The organism is Micrococcus sp. CH7 (genome assembly GCF_001595485.1).
Classification (GTDB): Bacteria; Actinomycetota; Actinomycetes; order Actinomycetales; family Micrococcaceae; genus Micrococcus; species Micrococcus luteus.
Genome location: NZ_LOSQ01000041.1, coordinates 125,071 through 141,208, shown reverse-complemented (window position 1 = coordinate 141,208; position 16,138 = coordinate 125,071). Strand labels below are relative to the sequence as shown.

Sequence of the window (16,138 nt, the reverse complement as noted above, 5' to 3'; positions counted from 1 at the left end):
GGGGCGGGCCGGGCGCCCGCGCGCCGCGGGGCCGGTCCGGAGGGGTCCGGGCCGGCCCTGCGGCGGTGGCGAGGCGGGTCAGGCCTCCGGGGAGTACTCCGAGCCGACCTTCAGCTCGCCCGAGACGATCTTGGCCTCGAGATCCTTGAGCTCGTCCTTGAGCTCCTGCGGCACCGTGTCCTCGAAGTCGTGGAACGGGGCCAGCTCGACGCCCTTGTTCTCCAACGTGCCCACGTAGGGCTCGGCCGAGAACTCGTCCTTCAGGTCCGCGGCGATCACGTCGGCGACGGACTGGCCCATGTTCTTCTTCACCGAGGTGAGGATCAGGTTGCCGTCCTTGGTGGACTCGTAGCCGTCCGAGTCCGGCCAGATGACCTTGACGTCCTTGCCGCCCTGGTTCGCCTCGCGGACGGCGTCCAGGGTGCCCAGGCCCACGGGGCCGGCCACCGGCATCACGATGTCGGCGCCCTCGTTGATGAAGTTGGCGGTGTTCGTCTTGCCGTTGGCCACGTTCTTGAAGTCGCCCGTGAAGGAGCCGGTCTTCGCGTCCTTGTCCCAGCCCAGGACCTTGACGTCCTTGTCCTTGACCTCGTTGTAGTGCTCCACGCCGCGGGCGAAGCCGTCCATGAAGATGGTGACGGTGGGGATCTCCATGCCGCCATAGGTGGCCACGGTGCCGGTCTCGGTGGTGCCCGCCGCCAGGTAGCCGGCCAGGAACGCCGCCTGCGCCGTGTCGTAGGTGAGCTTCTGGAAGTTGTCGGAGAAGCCCTCCGCGGTGACGTCCACGCCGAAGAAGTGGGTGTCCGAGTGCTGCGCGGCGATCGGCTTCATGGCGTCGCCGAGGAGGAAGCCCACGCCGATGACGGCGTCGCAGTCGGCGTTGACCATGGCGGTCACGTTCGGGGTGAACTCGCTGGGCTCGTTCGACTCGGCCTCGCTGGTGGTGATGCCGTAGGCCTTCTCGGCGGCCTTGAGGCCCTCGTAGGAGGACTGGTTGAAGGAGCGGTCGTCGAAGCCGCCCTCGTCCGAGACGATGCAGGCCTTGTAGTCCTTGTTGTCCGAGCCGACGCCGTCCACGGTGGCGATGGCCTCGCTCTCGGCGGCGCCGGAGCCCGAGGCCTCGGACTGCTCCGGCGGGGCGCCGCACGCGGTCAGCAGCAGGCCGGAGACGCCGAGCGCGGCGACGGGGAGCAGGAGACGACGACGGCGCGCGGCCGACGGGGTGGCGATGCCCATGGGGTCCTCATTTCGGAAGGCACGGTGCGAGGCCCGCGGCCGGTGGCCGCGGAAAGACGGGGCCCGTGCGGGCGGCCCCGTCCGGATGAGCGCGAGTCTACCGAACGGTGGGCCCGTCCCCTCCGGCGGGTGCGGGCGGCGGGGTCAGTGGTGGTCCTCGCCCGTGAGCACCTGCAGCGCGGCGGCGGTGAAGACCCGCATGCCCACGCCGATGGCCCGCTCGTCCGGCGCGTAGTCCCCGCGGTGCAGATCGTAGATGGGGCCACCCGGGGACCGGGTGCCGAGGCGCAGCATGGAGCCGGGCACCTTCTGGGTCATCCAGGCGAAGTCCTCGCCGCCCATCGACTGCGGGGTCAGGACGATCGCCCGCGAGCCGAGCTCCCGCCGCGCCGCGGTCTCGATCAGCGCCGTCTCGCCCTCGGTGTTGTGCACCGGCGGGACGCCGCGCACGTGCTCGAGCTGCACGTGCACGCCGTACGGCGCGGCCACCTGCCGGACCACCTCGTCGAGCAGCGCACCGGCCTCCTCCCACACGTCCGCGTCGAGGCAGCGCATGGTCCCGGCCAGGTAGCCGGTGTTGTCGATCGCGTTGGGCGCGCTGCCGGCGGCGATCTGCCCCCACACCACCGAGACGGCCGAGCGCACGTCGATCCGCCGGGAGAGCACGGCGGGCACGTTCACGGCGATCTGGGACAGGGCGAAGACCATGTCCTCGGTGAGGTGGGGCCGCGAGGTGTGCCCACCGCGTCCGGTGAGGGTGATCCGGATCGTGTCCGCCGCCGAGGTGATGGCGCCGATGCGGGTGCCGATCGAGCCGACGTCGACCTGGGGGTCGCAGTGCGCCGCCAGGATGCGGGGCACGTCGTCGAGGATCCCCTGGCGCAGCACGGCCAGGGAGCCGCCGGGCAGCCGCTCCTCCGCGGGCTGGAAGATGACGCGGACCGTGCCGTGGACCCGCTCGCCGGCCGCGCGCAGGTCGGCGTCGGCGGTGGCCCCGCGGAGGATGCGGCCGAGGGCGACGGCCACACCCGCCATGACGGCGGTGTGCATGTCGTGGCCGCACGCGTGCGCGACGCCGTCATTGACGGACACGTAGGGCAGGCCGGTCTCCTCCTCGACCGGCAGCGCGTCGATGTCCGCGCGCAGGGCCAGCACCACCGGCCCCTCCCCGACGTCCACGTAGGCGCCCGTGGACTCCATCCGCACGGGCGAGAGCCCGTAGCCGGAGAGCAGCTCCACGATGCGGTCGGTGGTGCGGTACTCCTCATAGGAGAGCTCGGGATGCCGGTGCAGGTCCCGGCGGAAGGACACGATCTCGTCCTCGAGCTCGGCCACCACGGGGCCCACCGAGGGGACGGAGGTCGGACGGGGCCCGGTCAGCACGGAGTCGGAGGTGGTCATGGCCCAGCACCCTACTCCGGGGGTGCCGGTCGGTGCGGGCCGGACCCGGCCCAGGGCGCGGTCAGAGGACCTCGTCCACGCCCTCCGCCTTGAGCGCCTCGACGGCCTTCTTGACCTCCTGGGCGTGCTCCGTGGTGGTGACCAGCAGCGCGTCCTCGGTGTCCACCACGACGACGTCCTCGATGCCGATCAGCGCGATGACGCGCTTCGTGTCCGTCACCACGACGCCGGACGCGTCGTCCGAGTACACCCGCGGGGTGTCGCCGATCACCGTGATGCCGGAGGCGTCCTTGACCGGGTTCAGGCGGGCGATCGCCGCGAAGTCCCCCACGTCGTCCCACGTGAAGGAGCCGGGGATCACGGCCACGTCGCCGACGGCGGCGGCGGGCTCGGCGACGGCGTAGTCGATGGCGGTCTTCGTCAGCTCGGGCCACACCCGGGCCATGACCTCGTCCCGCTCCGGCGTCTCCCACGCGCGGGCGATCTCCATCAGGCCGGCGTGCAGCGCGGGCTCGTTCTCCTCGAGGTGGGCCAGCATGAGGCCCACGGGCGCCACGAACATGCCCGCGTTCCAGAGGTAGCGGCCGGACTTCACGTACTGCTGGGCGACCTTCAGGTCCGGCTTCTCCACGAACGCGGCGACGTCGTACGCGTCCGGGGCGCCGGCCACGCGGAGGCGGCGGCCCCGGCGGATGTAGCCGAAGCCCGTGGCCGCGTGCGTGGGCTCAATGCCGATGGTCACGATCCGGCCGGTGGCCGCCGTCTCGACGGCCTGCCGCACCGCGTCCTGGAAGACCTCCACCGGGGAGATCACCTGATCCGCCGCGAACGAGCCCATGATCGTGTCCGGGTCGCGCAGGGAGAGGATCGCCGCGGCCAGGCCGATGGCGGCCGCGGAGTCCTTGGGCGAGGGCTCGAGCACCAGATCCGTCTCCGCCAGGGCCGGCAGCTGCGTGCACACCGCCTCCCGGTGGGCCTCCCCGGTCACCACGAGCATGCCCGCGGCCAGGGGCGCCAGACGGTCCCACGTGGCACGGATCAGGGTCTGGCCCGAGCCGGTGAGGTCGTGGAGGAACTTCGGCGCGGCGGCCCGCGAGAGGGGCCACAGGCGGGTGCCCACGCCCCCGGCGGGGATCACGGCGTGGAAGCGGGACAGGGCCGTGCCCGGCGCGGCCTCGCGCGGGGCATCGGTCAGGTTCGGATCGGTGCTCACCGGGCCAGACTACGGAACCGTCCGGACGGGGGACCACTCGCCGCGTCCCAGGCGGGGCACAGCCCAGACCGAACAGGACGGCGGCGGGGCGCCGCACGCGTCACAGTGGTCGCCCGGGTCCCCGATCGGGCACGGAGGCGCGGGAAGGGTCTACCCTAGGCGGAGGAATCCACTCGCACACGCCCCTGCCCGTCGTCGTCCCACGGCGGAGGACCGGGATCGTGCATTCCCCCTGGAGGTATCAACCGTGTCTAGCGCCACTGCGCAGGCCCCGGCCAAGAACGGCCGCGGAACCCTGTACCGGGGCCACGGCGGCATGTGGTCCTGGGTGGGCCACCGCGTCACCGGCGTCGTCATCTTCTTCTACCTGCTCGTCCACGTGCTGGACACGGCCCTGGTCCGGGTCTCCCCCGAGGCCTACAACGCCGTGATCGGCTCGTACAAGACGTGGTACTTCGCGCTCGGCGAGGCCGGCCTCGTCGCGGCGATCATCTTCCACGCCCTGAACGGCCTGCGCATCATCCTGGTCGACTTCTGGAAGGGCGGCACCCAGCACCACAAGACCCTGCTGTGGATCGTGCTGGGGCTGTGGGTCGTCCTGACCCTGGGCTTCGCCATCCGTCACTTCAGCCTCGCACTCGGAGGTCACTGAGCCATGAGCACCACCGCTGAGACCACCATCGCGGCGCCCCGCAGCCGCCGTCTGGACCCCAAGTACACGCGCGACGGCGGCGGCCGCGGCAACTTCGAGATGCTCGCCTGGCTGTTCATGCGCATCTCGGGCGTCTTCCTCGTCGTGCTGATCGCCGTGCACCTGACCACCAACCTGCTGGTGGGCGACGGCATCCACGCCATCGACTTCGGCTTCGTGGCCGGCAAGTGGGCGCACCCGCTGTGGCAGTTCTGGGACCTGGCCCTCCTGTGGCTGGCCATGCTGCACGGCGCCAACGGCGTGCGCACGATCATCAACGACTACACCCGTCGCGGCAGCGCCCGCTTCTGGCTGACGATGATCCTGTACATCGCCACAGCCGTGATCATCATCCTCGGCACCCTGGTGATCTTCACCTTCGATCCCTGCATGGTGGACGCCTCCGGCGCCCTGCTCGAGGGCTCCCCGGCCTTCTGCGGCTGACCTCGGAAACGCTCACCCTGCGGTGCGGCCGGCCCGAGCGGCCGCCGCGTCACAGACACCCAGAAAGAGAGACCTGAATGCAGGTGCACAAGTACGACGTGGTGATCGTCGGCGCCGGCGGCGCGGGCATGCGCGCGGCCATCGAGGCCGGTCAGCGCGCGCACACCGCCGTCCTCACCAAGATCTACCCCACGCGTTCCCACACCGGCGCGGCCCAGGGCGGCATGTGCGCGGCCCTCGCCAACGTCGAGGAGGACAACTGGGAGTGGCACACGTTCGACACCGTCAAGGGCGGCGACTACCTGGTGGACCAGGACGCCGCGGAGGTCATGGCCAAGGAGGCCATCGACGCGGTGCTGGACCTCGAGAAGATGGGCCTGCCCTTCAACCGCACCCCCGAGGGCAAGATCGACCAGCGCCGCTTCGGCGGCCACACCCGTGACCACGGCAAGGCGCCCGTGCGCCGCGCCTGCTACGCCGCGGACCGCACCGGCCACATGATCCTCCAGACGCTGTACCAGAACTGCGTCAAGCACAACGTGGAGTTCTTCAACGAGTTCTACGTGCTCGACCTGCTGCTGGTGGAGGAGGACGCCGTGCGCGAGGACGGCACCGCCTACAAGCAGAAGCGCACCGCCGGCGTCGTCTCCTACGAGCTGGCCACCGGCGAGATCCACGTCTTCCAGGCCAAGTCGGTCATCTTCGCCACCGGCGGCGCCGGCAAGGTGTACAAGACCACCTCGAACGCCCACACCCTCACCGGCGACGGCATGGCCATCGCCTACCGCGCGGGCCTGCCGCTCGAGGACATGGAGTTCGTGCAGTTCCACCCGACCGGCCTGGCCGGCCTGGGCATCCTGCTCTCCGAGGCCGCACGCGGCGAGGGCGGCATCCTCCGCAACGCGGACGGCGAGCGCTTCATGGAGCGCTACGCCCCCACCATCAAGGACCTCGCCCCGCGCGACATCGTGGCCCGGTCCATGGCCGAGGAGGTCCGTCAGGGCCGCGGCGCCGGCCCCAACAAGGACTACGTGCTGCTCGACCTGACGCACCTGGAGCCCTCGCACATCGACGAGAAGCTCCCGGACATCACCGAGTTCGCCCGCACGTACCTGGGCGTCGAGCCCTACACGGATCCGGTGCCGGTGTTCCCCACCTGCCACTACTTCATGGGCGGCATCCCCACGAACATCAAGGCCGAGGTCCTCCAGGACAACGACACCGTCGTGCCGGGCCTGTACGCCGCCGGTGAGGTGGCCTGCGTGTCCGTGCACGGGTCCAACCGCCTGGGCACCAACTCGCTGCTGGACATCAACGTGTTCGGCCGCCGCGCCGGCATCTACGCCGCCGAGTACGCCGCCCAGGCGGACTGGGTGGAGCTGCCCGAGGGCGGCGAGCTGCCGACCGTGGAGCACATCGAGAACCTGCGCTCCGCCACCGGCTCCGAGCGCGTCGCGGACATCCGCGCCGAGCTCCAGGAGTCGATGGACGCGGACATGCAGGTCTTCCGCGACGAGGACTCGATCCGCCGCGCACTGGCCAAGATCGAGGAGCTGCGCGGCCGCTACGAGAACGTGTCCGTCCAGGACAAGGGCCACCGCTTCAACCTCGACCTGCTCGAGGGTATGGAGCTGGGCTACCTCCTGGACATCGCCGAGGCGATGACCCTCGCGGCCCTGGGCCGCAAGGAGTCCCGCGGCGGGCACTACCGCGAGGACTACCCCGATCGCGACGACGAGAACTTCATGGCGCACACCATGATCTACCGTGACGAGACCGCGGAGATGGAGGGCGTCAAGGGCATCCGCTTCGAGACCAAGCCCGTCGTCGTGACCCGTTACCAGCCGATGGAGCGTAAGTACTGATGAGCCACTCAGCAACCGAGACCGAGGCCCCCGTGGCCCAGGCGCAGACCCAGTCCGCCGGCGGCGGCGCAGGCGAGGTCGAGAGCTTCGACATCGTGCTCAAGGTCCGCCGCTACCTCCCGGAGTCCTCCGAGGAGTCCTACTGGGACGAGTGGCGCCTGACCATGTACGGCACCGACCGCGTGCTGGACGCCCTGCACAAGGTCAAGTGGGACCACGACGGCACCCTGTCGTTCCGCCGCTCCTGCGCCCACGGCGTGTGCGGCTCCGACGCCATGCGCATCAACGGCCGCAACCGCCTGGCCTGCAAGACGCTCCTGAAGGACCTCGACCTGTCCAAGCCCATCCTGGTGGAGCCCATCAAGGGCCTTCCGGTGGAGAAGGACCTGATCGTGGACATGGACCCGTTCTTCCAGTCCTACCGCGAGATCATGCCGTTCCTGGTCGCCGAGGGCCACGCGCCCACCAAGGAGCGCTACCAGTCCCAGGCCGACCGGGCGATCTACGACGACACCACGAAGTGCATCCTGTGCGCCGCGTGCACCTCGTCCTGCCCGGTGTTCTGGACGGACGGCCAGTACTTCGGCCCGGCCGCCATCGTCAACGCGCACCGGTTCATCTTCGACTCGCGTGACGAGGCCGGCGACATGCGCCTGGAGATCCTGAACGACAAGGAGGGCGTGTGGCGCTGCCGCACGACCTTCAACTGCACCGACGCGTGCCCCCGCGGCATCCAGGTGACCAAGGCGATCTCCGAGGTGAAGCAGGCCATCCTGGCCCGCCAGTTCTGATCCCCCGCACCACGACGGCGGCCCGTCTCCTCGCACGAGGAGGCGGGCCGCCGTCGTCGTGGGCGGAGCCCCCTCCCGCCGAGGCCCGCAGACGCGCCGTCACCGGCCCGGCGTAGCGGCGTGTCTGCGGGCCTCAGCGTGGGGGCGGGGTGGGGACGGAGGCGGGGGCGGTCCGAGCTCAGACGTCGAAGGCGTCGCGCGTCTCCCGCCGGTGCGCCACACGCAGCCACACGGCGCTGGACACGAGCATCCCGACGACAGCGCCCAGCACGACCGGACCCCCTCCCCCGGCCTGCACCATCCGCCCGCCGTCGACCATCCAGAAGGCCGCCGTGAGCATCCCCAGCACCACGAGCACGCTCCCCACGGGGCGCACGGCCCGGATCCGGCGGGTGATGCCGGCCAGGAGCACCAGGGTCAGGACGACCACCGCCGCGGCGGCCACCGGCCACGCCCCCGCCGGGGTGAGGAACGCGGCGACGTCGGCGTCGGTGACCTCGCTCGCGCCCCAGGAGCGCGCCTCCAGCACGGCGCGGGCGTAGCCGGGCGTCGACTGCAGCGCGAGCACGCCCCCCACGCCGGCCGCGCTCAGTGCGCCCGTGACGGCCGTGACGGTCTGGAACAGGCGCAGGGGACGCAGTGACGCGGGATCGGGGGCGGGGTCCGTGGTCTCGTGGGGATCGTCGTCGAGGGGGTGCATGCCCCCATCATGCCCGGCGGCGCAGGAAGGTCGTTGCGAGGCCCGGGTTGAAGGCGCACACGAGCCAGGCCGCGTTCACGAGCGCGAACAGCCCGCCCAGGACCAGGGGCAGCACCACGTCCCCGGCGGGGAAGACGAACAGGCGGATGGCCCCCAGCAGCGTCACGAAGATGGCGATCGAGGCGAACAGGGCACCCATGATGCGCGCCGTGTTGCTGTGCCGGGTCAGCCCGACGAGGACGATCGCGTAGACCGCCAGACCCAGCAGGGTCGCGAACCAGGCACTGCCGGTGAGGGCGCCCTCGATGGCCTCGGCGGTCATCGCGGGCGACTGCGCGCCGCCCTCGGGCAGCGAGTCCGCGATGTCCTGGGCCGCGCCCGGGAGGAGGTTGCGCAGGATCGACGCGGCATAGAGGACTGCGGACGCGACCGTCAGTCCGAGCAGCGCCCGGAACACGCCGGGGGTGCGGGCGTCGGGGCGGATCAGCGGGCGGGCGTCCGGGCCGGAGTGCCCGGCGATGCGCCGCCGCGCCTCATCCGGGCCCACCACGGGCCGCCCGCCGCCGTCCAGGTCGTCGGGGTGGGGGGACGCGGGATGCGGGGGTCGATGATCGGAGGCCATGTCGCCATGGTCTCCGCTGGCCGACGCCGGGGCGAGGGCTGGCGACCCAGGACTCGCCGCCGGCGAACGGCGTCGGGGTCAGGCGCGGCGGCCCTGACGGGTGTAGGCCGCGACCTGCGGGTTGAAGGCCTTGACCAGCCACAGGATGTTCACGATCACCAGCGCCAGGCTGAGCACGGAGGCCAGCACGCCGCCGATGCCGGGGTAGGTCACGAAGGAGAAGATGCCGCCGACGGCGCTGAGGGTGCCCAGGATCCCGACGACGATGCCGAGGATGCGGGCCCAGTTCTTGGCCCCGCGGAGGTTGAAGTACACCAGGGCGTACAGGGCCACGCCGATGAGCAGGACGATGATCGTGCCCACCGTCACGGAGGCGCCCACGACAGGGGCGATCTCCTCCACCTGCTCGGGGGTGAGGCCACTCTGGCGAAGGGAGTCCCGCATGCGTTCGATGCTCTCCTCGCCACCGAACAGGGCCGGCAGGGAGGACAGCACGTACAGCGCGAGCGACGTGAGCGTCAGCGTCAGGAGCGCGGGGAACGCGGCCGGCTCCGGGACGATGCCGTACGGGCTGCCCGGCTGGGCGCCGTAGCCCGGGGCCGCGTAGGGCTGCGTGCCGTAGCGGGAGCCCGCGGCGGGCTGCTCCGGGGTCGGGTCCTGGTGCGGTCGATCGGTGGTCATGGTGAGCTCCTCGGTGTCGTGGGTGACGGTGGTGGCGGTGACGGGCGCGGCGGCAGGATCACTCGTGGCGCAGGGCCTCGATGGGATCCTTCCGGGCCGCACGCAGGGCGGGCAAGGTGCCGGCGATGAACGCGATGGCCACGATCAGCAGCAGGATCAGCAGCAGGGCGAGGGGGTTGACCGCGAACAGGACCAGGCCGGTGACGCCGCTGAGGGGGCCGGTGGTCAGCACCTGGTTCGCGATGAGTCCGACGGCGACGCCCAGGCCGATGCCGATCAGCGAGCCGAGCAGGCCGATCACGACGGCCTCCATGGTGAACAGGCCGAAGATCTTCCCGCCGGTCATGCCGAGGGCCTTCATGAGGCCGATCTCCCGGGTGCGCTCCTGCACCGCCATGAGCAGGGTGTTGATGATGCCGAAGCTGGCGGCGAGCAGTGCGATGAGCGCGAAGCCGGTGAGCACCCACGTGACGGCGTCGATGATGCCGCGGATCACGCCGAGCTGCTCCTCGAGGGTCTGCGCCAGCAGGCCCTGGTCGGCCAGCGCCTGCTTCACGGCGTCCTCGTTCGCCTCCGGGTCCTCCACGATCGCCGTGGCCTGGAAGTAGGTGTTCCGCTGCGACTCCGGCAGGCCCTCCGTCGTGATGTCGTAGATCGCCTGCTCGAGCGACTCCGACGGCGTCGGGGCGGTGCCCGCACCGGACGCGGCCGCCTTCGTCACACCGACCACGGTGGTCTTCACGGACTTCTGCTCCTGCAGCGGGGTCGCCGCCACGACGGTCAGCTCCGTGCCGATCAGGTCCTCGGCGTCGCTGGCGCCCAGGTCCTCCACCCACGACTCGGGCATGACGATCTCGTCGGCGCCGGCCTCGGGGGCACGGCCGGCGGAGAAGGTGAGCATGTCGATCTCACCGGAGCTGCCCATGAAGCCGGCCTGCCACTTGCGGTCGTCCGGACCCTGGATGTACTCCGGCTCGGCCACCCGATAGGTCTTCACCTCGGTGACGTGCTCGGTGTCCTCGATCGCGGCGAGGTCCTCTTGGGTGAGCTGCGGCATGCCGAACATCTCGCCGCCGGCGGCGTCCTGTTCCGTGTACTCCTGGGGCGAACCGCTCGCCGCACCGGCCGAGGACATGTCCTGCTGCTTCATCACGGTCAGCTCGCCGGGCTTGCCGAAGCCCTCGACCACGTTGTCCACGTACTTGTTGATGCCCGCGCCGAGCCCCGTGGTGAGGGTCAGCGTGAATGCGCCGATCACGATCGCGACGACGGTGAGGAAGGTGCGCAGCTTGGAGCGCATCGTGTTGGCGAGCGCCGTGCCCGCGACGTCGGTGGCCTTCATGCCCGTGCTCCGTCCCGCTCGGTGCCGACGCGCTCGTCGGCGATGACCACGCCGTCCTGCAGCTCGACGCGACGGTCGCACTTCGCGGCCAGGTCGTCGTCGTGCGTGACCACCACGAGGGTGATGCCCTCGTCGCGGTGCAGGCCGAAGAGGATGTCCTCCACGGCCGCCGAGGTGGCGGAGTCCAGGTTGCCTGTGGGCTCGTCCGCGAACAGCACCGTCGGGTTGTTCACGAGCGCGCGGGCGATGCACACGCGCTGCTTCTGTCCGCCGGAGAGGTCCGTGGCCTTGTTCTTCGCCTTGTCCGCGAGCTCGAGCCGCTCGAGCACCGCCATGCCGCGGCGGGTGCGCTGGGCCCGGCCCACGCCGGCGATCTTCAGCGGCAGCACGGTGTTCTCCAGGACCGTCTGGGTCGGGTTCAGGAAGAACTGCTGGAACACGAAGCCGAACCGCTCGTTGCGCAGCTGGGAGATCTCCGCGGCCTTGAGCTGGGAGACGGGACGGCCGTCCATCGCCACCACGCCGGCGGAGGGCTGGTCCAGCAGCGCCAGCAGGTGCATCAGGGTGGACTTGCCGGAGCCGGACTTGCCGACGACGGCCAGGGACTCGCCGCGCTGGATCTGCAGGGTGATGCCCTTCAGCGCGTCGAAGCGGGACGCCCCGCGGCCGTAGACCTTGACGAGGTTCTCCGTCTCCAGGACGGGTTCGGCGCCGGGCGGGACCTCGGCGACGGCGGGGATGGGGACCGCGGTGGACATGGCTCCGGCACTCCTCTGTCGGTGGGGCTCGCCCCCGCTGCGGCAGGAGCGGAGGCAGTGCACCCATCCTGACAGCCGGGCACGCGCCGCCGCCTCCGCCTCGAGTCGGAGAAACACGACGGCCCGCGTCCCCCGCAGGTCGGGGGCGCGGGCCGTCGTCGGGGGGCCGGTGCGGCCCGGCTCAGCGCAGCGGCGGCAGGAAGCTGACCTTGGCGTAGACGTCCTCGAGCACGGGCGTGGCCACGGCGCGGGCCTTCTCGGCGCCGGCGGCGAGGATGCGGTCGAGCTCGGCGGGGTCGTCCAGCAGCGCGAGGGCGCGCTCGCGCACGGGGGCCAGGCGCTCGACGACGGCGTCCGCCACCGCGACCTTGAGGTGCCCGTACATCTTGCCGACGAACTCCTCCTCGAGCTGCGGTATCGGCGTGCCGGACACCGCGGAGAGGATGGTCAGCAGGTTGGAGACGCCGGGCTTGGCCTCGCGGTCGAAGCGCACCTCGGTGCCGTCGTCGGTGACCGCGGACTTGATCTTCTTGGCGGTCTTCTTCGGCTCCTCGAGGATGTTGATGAGCCCGTTCGGGGACGCCGCGGACTTGGACATCTTCGACGTGGGGTCCTGCAGGTCGTAGATGCGCGCGCCGGTCTCCGGGTAGAAGCCGGTGGGCACCACGAACGTCTCGCCGTAGCGGTGGTTGAAGCGCTGGGCCAGGTCGCGGGTGAGCTCCACGTGCTGGCGCTGGTCGTCGCCCACGGGCACGCCGTGCGGCTGGTAGAGCAGGATGTCCGCGGCCATGAGCATGGGGTACGCGAGCAGGCCGACGCCGGCCGCGTCCGTGCCCTGCTTGGCGGACTTGTCCTTGAACTGGGTCATGCGCATGGCCTCGCCCATGCCGGTCATGCAGGTCAGCACCCACGCCAGCTGCGCGTGCTCGGGCACCTGGGACTGGACGAACAGCGTGGAGCGCTCGGGGTCGATGCCGCCGGCGATGAACTGCGCGGCGGCCACCCGCGTGCGCTCCGCGAGCGCGGCCGGGTCCTGCGGCACGGTGATGGCGTGCAGGTCGGGGATGAAGAAGAACGCCTCGAAGTCGGCCTGGGTGCGCTCCCAGTTCACGAGGGCGCCGAGGTAATTGCCCAGGTGGAGGGAGTCCGCCGAGGGCTGCATGCCGGAGAGCACGCGGTGCCGGGCGGACGCGCCGGCCAGGTGGGCGGTGGCGGCGGCGTCCTGGGCCAGGACGTCCTGCACGGAGTTCTTCTTCATGGTCATCTCAGCCTCGGGTCTCTCCTGCACGGTCAGAACTGGTAGTCGACCACGAGCGGGGCGTGGTCGGAGAAGCGGGTGCCCCAGCTGGGGGCGCGGTCCACGACGGCGGTCGTCGCCCGCTCGGCCAGGCCCGCGGTCGCCATGTGGTAGTCGATGCGCCAGCCGGCGTCGTTGTCGAAGGCCTTGCCGCGCATGGACCACCACGTGTACGGGCCCGGCACCGGTCCGGCGAGGGCGCGGTGCACGTCCGTGAAGCCGAGCTCGCCGAAGAACCGGTCGAAGTAGGCGCGCTCCTCGGGCAGGAAGCCGGCCTTCTTCACGTTGCCCTTCCAGTTCTTGATGTCCAGCTCGGTGTGGCCCACGTTGAGGTCGCCCGTGACGAGGGCGTGCCCCTCCCCCGCGGCCAGCTCGGAGAGGCGGCGGACCATCTCGTCGAGGAACCGGTACTTGTCCACCTGCTTCGGGGTGTCGACCTCGCCCGAGTGCACGTACGCCGAGACCACGGTCAGCGGCGAGCCGTCCGGCAGGCGCAGGTCGGCCTCGATCCAGCGGCCGGCGTCGTCGAAGTACCCGTCGGCGTCGGCGATGCCGGTGCGGACCTCGCCGAGCGGGAACCGCGAGGCGATCGCGACACCGGCCCGCCCCTTGGCGGCGGCCACGGCGTCCGCCAGGTGCACCTCGTCCCAGTCCTCGCCCACGATCTCGCGGACCAGCTGCGCCGTGACGTCCGCGGGGGCGCGCACCTCCTGGAGGGTGAGCACGTCCACGCCGCGGCCGGCGAACCACTCGCGCATGCCCTTGCGGTGCGAGGCGCGGATGCCGTTGACGTTCACGGTGGCCACGCGCACGGCGCCGTCGGCCTTGGGCGCCCCGGCGTTGGCGTGCACCACGGGCTCGCCCTCGGCGGGCTCGGGGTACTTCCCGGTGACGGGGTCCTTCTCGGGCAGCGCCGTCATCAGCCGATCACCGTCCCGCTCACCGGGCCCTCGGCGCCACCGGCCCGGGACTCCTTGATCATGTCGCGGGCGTTGGAGGCCGTGATGTCGATGGTCTCCAGGGCACGGTCCACCATCTCACGGTCCATGCTCTCGCCCGCGGCGAGCTGCTCGCGCACGACGCGCACCTGCACCTGGGCGATCTTGAAGGAGTGGTCCAGCTTGGTGTCCCGCAGGGGGTCCGCGGCCGGCGCCGACGGGGCCACCGCGGGGGCGGCGGCGTCGGCGTCACGGCCGCGCAGGGCGGCGACGTCGGCGCGGGCGTTCTGCATGGCGGTGTCCACCTTGCGGCCCGCGGCCTGGACGCCGCGGCGCATCTGCAGGTACACGACCACCGCGAACACGAGCCAGCCGGCGGCGACGGCGACCACGAGCCACCCGATCACGTCGTTCTGGTTCGCGGCGAAGATGATCGCCACGATCAGGATGACGATCATCGCGACGAAGCCGAGCGATCCCACGCGCAGGCCGGCGCGGGGGCCGCGGCGCGCGCCGTCGGGACCGGGGGTCAGGGACTGGGACATGGGTGCTCCTCCGGAGGGGCTGTGGGGTCTGCCCTCCATCATCCCGCATCGCGGGGTGCGCTCCGAATCGGGCGGCCCGCGTCGGTGCCTATCCTGAGGCGATGACCCCCCGCCCCCCGCACCCCGCCGACCCCGCGTCCGGGGCCTTCACCCCTGACCAGCGCCGCATCCTCACCGCACTGCTCATGCCGCTCTTCCTCGCGCTGATGAGCGTGTCCGTGGTGAACGTGGCGCTGCCGGCCATCGAGTCGGGCCTGGACGCCACGAGCGCGGATCTGCAGTGGGTGCTGGCGGGGTACACGCTGACGTTCGGCACCGTGCTCGTGGCCGCAGGCCGCGCCGGCGACCTGTGGGGGCGCAAGAGCCTGTTCCTGGCGGGCATCACGCTGTACATGCTCGGCTCCCTGCTCTCCGGCCTGGCCGGGGACACCCTGCTGCTCAACGCGGGGCGCCTGCTCACAGGCCTGGGCGCGGGCGTGTTCAACCCCCAGGTCATCGGGTTCATCCAGTCGAACTTCCACGGCCGCGCCCGCGGGCGGGCCTACGGGCTGTTCGGCACCGTGGTGGGCCTCGGCGTGGCCGTGGGGCCCCTGCTCGGCGGACTGTTCCTCGGCGCGTTCGGCCCCGAGTGGGGCTGGCGCTCCACGTTCCTCATGAACGTGCCCGTGGGCCTGGCCGCCGTCGCGATGGGCGCCCTCTGGCTGCCGCCGCCCACCCGCGTGCACGGCCTGCCCGCCGCCCCCGGACCGCGCGGGATCACCGCGCTCGACCCGGTGGGCGCCCTGCTGCTCGGCGCCGGCGGGGTGAGCCTCATGGTGCCGTTCATCGTCCCGGGCACCGCCTGGCTGCTGGTGCTCGCCGCCGCGCTCGTGACGGCGTGGTGGCTGTGGGAGAAGCGCGTAAAGGCCCGGGCCTCGGCCACCGGCGTGCAGCCCATGGTGGACCCGGCCCTGTTCCGGCGGCCGTCCTTCACGATCGGCGCGCTCGAGTCCACCATCTACCTGGCCACCATGCCGGCGGTGTTCGCGATCGTGGCGATCTTCCTGCAGCGCGGCATGGGGTTCACGCCGCTTGAGGCCGGCCTCGTGGGTCTGCCCGGCGCCGTCGTCGTGGCCTCTCTGTCCCCGTGGGTGGGCTCGATGGTGCAGCGGCGCGGGCCCGTGCTCGTGCTGCTCGGCGCCCTCGTGGGCCTCGTGTCGCTGGGGGTGCTCGCGCTCGCGTTCGAGCGCAGCGCGGCCGGCGCGTGGTCGCCGTGGATCGTGGGGGTGGGGTTGATCGTGCAGTCGGCCTCGCAGGCCCTGCTGCTCACCAGCACGCAGGTGCTGATGATGGACGACGTCGCCGGCCACGAGGCGGGGGCGGCCGGCGGCGTCGCCCAGACGGCGCAGCGCCTCGGCACCGCCCTGGGCCTGTCCGTGGTGACGGGCGCGTTCTTCGCGGCCCTGGCCGGCGCCGCAGCCGAGAGCGCCGGGCCGCCGTCGGCCGCGGCGTACGCGCACGCGGCCTCGACCGCCATGGGCATGGTGGCCGTGTGCTGGGCGCTCACCGCCGTGGTCGCGGCCCTGGACGTGGTCCGGCGGCGCCGCGCCGCGCGCGCGGCCTGACCGGCCCGCG

16 protein-coding genes are annotated in these 16,138 nt (G+C 71.8%); 5 read left to right on the top strand and 11 right to left on the bottom strand.

What is annotated here, in order from left to right:
* Nucleotides 1-78: 78 nt before the first annotated feature.
* The 3 genes from AUV08_RS09980 to AUV08_RS09970 form a co-directional block, all read right to left on the bottom strand.
* Nucleotides 79-1,236, bottom strand: a complete 1,158-nt coding sequence (locus tag AUV08_RS09980; RefSeq protein WP_061866928.1) for a BMP family protein — start codon at nucleotides 1,234-1,236, stop codon at nucleotides 79-81.
* 144 nt (nucleotides 1,237-1,380) lie between these two features.
* Nucleotides 1,381-2,637: an amidohydrolase gene (locus AUV08_RS09975; RefSeq protein WP_061866929.1), complete on the bottom strand. Its 1,257-nt coding sequence runs from the start codon at nucleotides 2,635-2,637 to the stop codon at nucleotides 1,381-1,383.
* Nucleotides 2,638-2,698: 61 nt separating this feature from the next.
* Nucleotides 2,699-3,850, bottom strand: coding sequence for a mannose-1-phosphate guanylyltransferase (locus tag AUV08_RS09970; protein WP_052520022.1), 1,152 nt, complete (start codon nucleotides 3,848-3,850; stop codon nucleotides 2,699-2,701).
* 247 nt (nucleotides 3,851-4,097) lie between these two features.
* Between AUV08_RS09970 and sdhC the strand changes: the two genes are divergently transcribed.
* From sdhC to AUV08_RS09950, 4 genes are all read left to right on the top strand, one after another.
* Entirely contained in the window at nucleotides 4,098-4,502 is a 405-nt protein-coding gene (gene sdhC, locus AUV08_RS09965) for a succinate dehydrogenase, cytochrome b556 subunit (RefSeq protein WP_078025777.1), read from the top strand.
* Nucleotides 4,503-4,505: 3 nt separating this feature from the next.
* On the top strand, nucleotides 4,506-4,985 hold the full coding sequence (locus tag AUV08_RS09960; RefSeq protein ID WP_036314556.1) for a succinate dehydrogenase hydrophobic membrane anchor subunit: 480 nt from the start codon (nucleotides 4,506-4,508) through the stop codon (nucleotides 4,983-4,985).
* 77 nt (nucleotides 4,986-5,062) lie between these two features.
* Nucleotides 5,063-6,850, top strand: coding sequence for a succinate dehydrogenase flavoprotein subunit (gene sdhA, locus AUV08_RS09955; protein ID WP_061866930.1), 1,788 nt, complete (start codon nucleotides 5,063-5,065; stop codon nucleotides 6,848-6,850).
* Complete coding sequence (locus tag AUV08_RS09950; RefSeq protein WP_002856582.1) at nucleotides 6,850-7,641, top strand: succinate dehydrogenase iron-sulfur subunit; 792 nt, start codon at nucleotides 6,850-6,852, stop codon at nucleotides 7,639-7,641. Before sdhA ends, AUV08_RS09950 begins: the two co-directional genes overlap by 1 nt.
* Nucleotides 7,642-7,819: 178 nt before the next feature.
* Here AUV08_RS09950 and AUV08_RS09945 read toward each other — a convergent pair whose 3' ends face one another.
* From AUV08_RS09945 to AUV08_RS09910, 8 genes are all read right to left on the bottom strand, one after another.
* Nucleotides 7,820-8,341: a hypothetical protein gene (locus AUV08_RS09945; protein WP_061866931.1), complete on the bottom strand. Its 522-nt coding sequence runs from the start codon at nucleotides 8,339-8,341 to the stop codon at nucleotides 7,820-7,822.
* A 7-nt stretch (nucleotides 8,342-8,348) separates the two neighbouring features.
* Nucleotides 8,349-8,963 (bottom strand): hypothetical protein, encoded by a 615-nt coding sequence (locus AUV08_RS09940; RefSeq protein WP_061866932.1) that lies wholly within the window; start codon nucleotides 8,961-8,963, stop codon nucleotides 8,349-8,351.
* Between the two features lie 78 nt (nucleotides 8,964-9,041).
* Nucleotides 9,042-9,644, bottom strand: coding sequence for a hypothetical protein (locus AUV08_RS09935; RefSeq protein ID WP_061866933.1), 603 nt, complete (start codon nucleotides 9,642-9,644; stop codon nucleotides 9,042-9,044).
* 58 nt (nucleotides 9,645-9,702) lie between these two features.
* The gene (locus tag AUV08_RS09930; RefSeq protein ID WP_061866934.1) at nucleotides 9,703-10,986 is read right to left on the bottom strand and encodes an ABC transporter permease; all 1,284 of its coding nucleotides are present in this window, start codon (nucleotides 10,984-10,986) and stop codon (nucleotides 9,703-9,705) included.
* Nucleotides 10,983-11,744, bottom strand: a complete 762-nt coding sequence (locus AUV08_RS09925) for an ABC transporter ATP-binding protein (RefSeq protein WP_061866935.1) — start codon at nucleotides 11,742-11,744, stop codon at nucleotides 10,983-10,985. Before AUV08_RS09925 ends, AUV08_RS09930 begins: the two co-directional genes overlap by 4 nt.
* Before the next feature lie 181 nt (nucleotides 11,745-11,925).
* Nucleotides 11,926-13,008 carry a tryptophan--tRNA ligase gene (gene trpS / locus AUV08_RS09920; RefSeq protein ID WP_061866936.1) on the bottom strand — a complete coding sequence of 361 codons (1,083 nt, stop codon included), beginning with the start codon at nucleotides 13,006-13,008 and terminating at the stop codon, nucleotides 11,926-11,928.
* A gap of 26 nt (nucleotides 13,009-13,034) precedes the next feature.
* A complete protein-coding gene (locus AUV08_RS09915) occupies nucleotides 13,035-13,961 on the bottom strand; it encodes an exodeoxyribonuclease III (RefSeq protein WP_002856592.1) in 927 nt (308 codons plus the stop codon).
* The gene (locus tag AUV08_RS09910; protein WP_061866937.1) at nucleotides 13,961-14,524 is read right to left on the bottom strand and encodes a hypothetical protein; all 564 of its coding nucleotides are present in this window, start codon (nucleotides 14,522-14,524) and stop codon (nucleotides 13,961-13,963) included. Before AUV08_RS09910 ends, AUV08_RS09915 begins: the two co-directional genes overlap by 1 nt.
* Nucleotides 14,525-14,625: 101 nt before the next feature.
* Here AUV08_RS09910 and AUV08_RS09905 point away from each other — a divergent pair, with 101 nt between their 5' ends.
* Nucleotides 14,626-16,128: an MFS transporter gene (locus AUV08_RS09905; protein WP_061866938.1), complete on the top strand. Its 1,503-nt coding sequence runs from the start codon at nucleotides 14,626-14,628 to the stop codon at nucleotides 16,126-16,128.
* Nucleotides 16,129-16,138 lie beyond the last annotated feature (10 nt).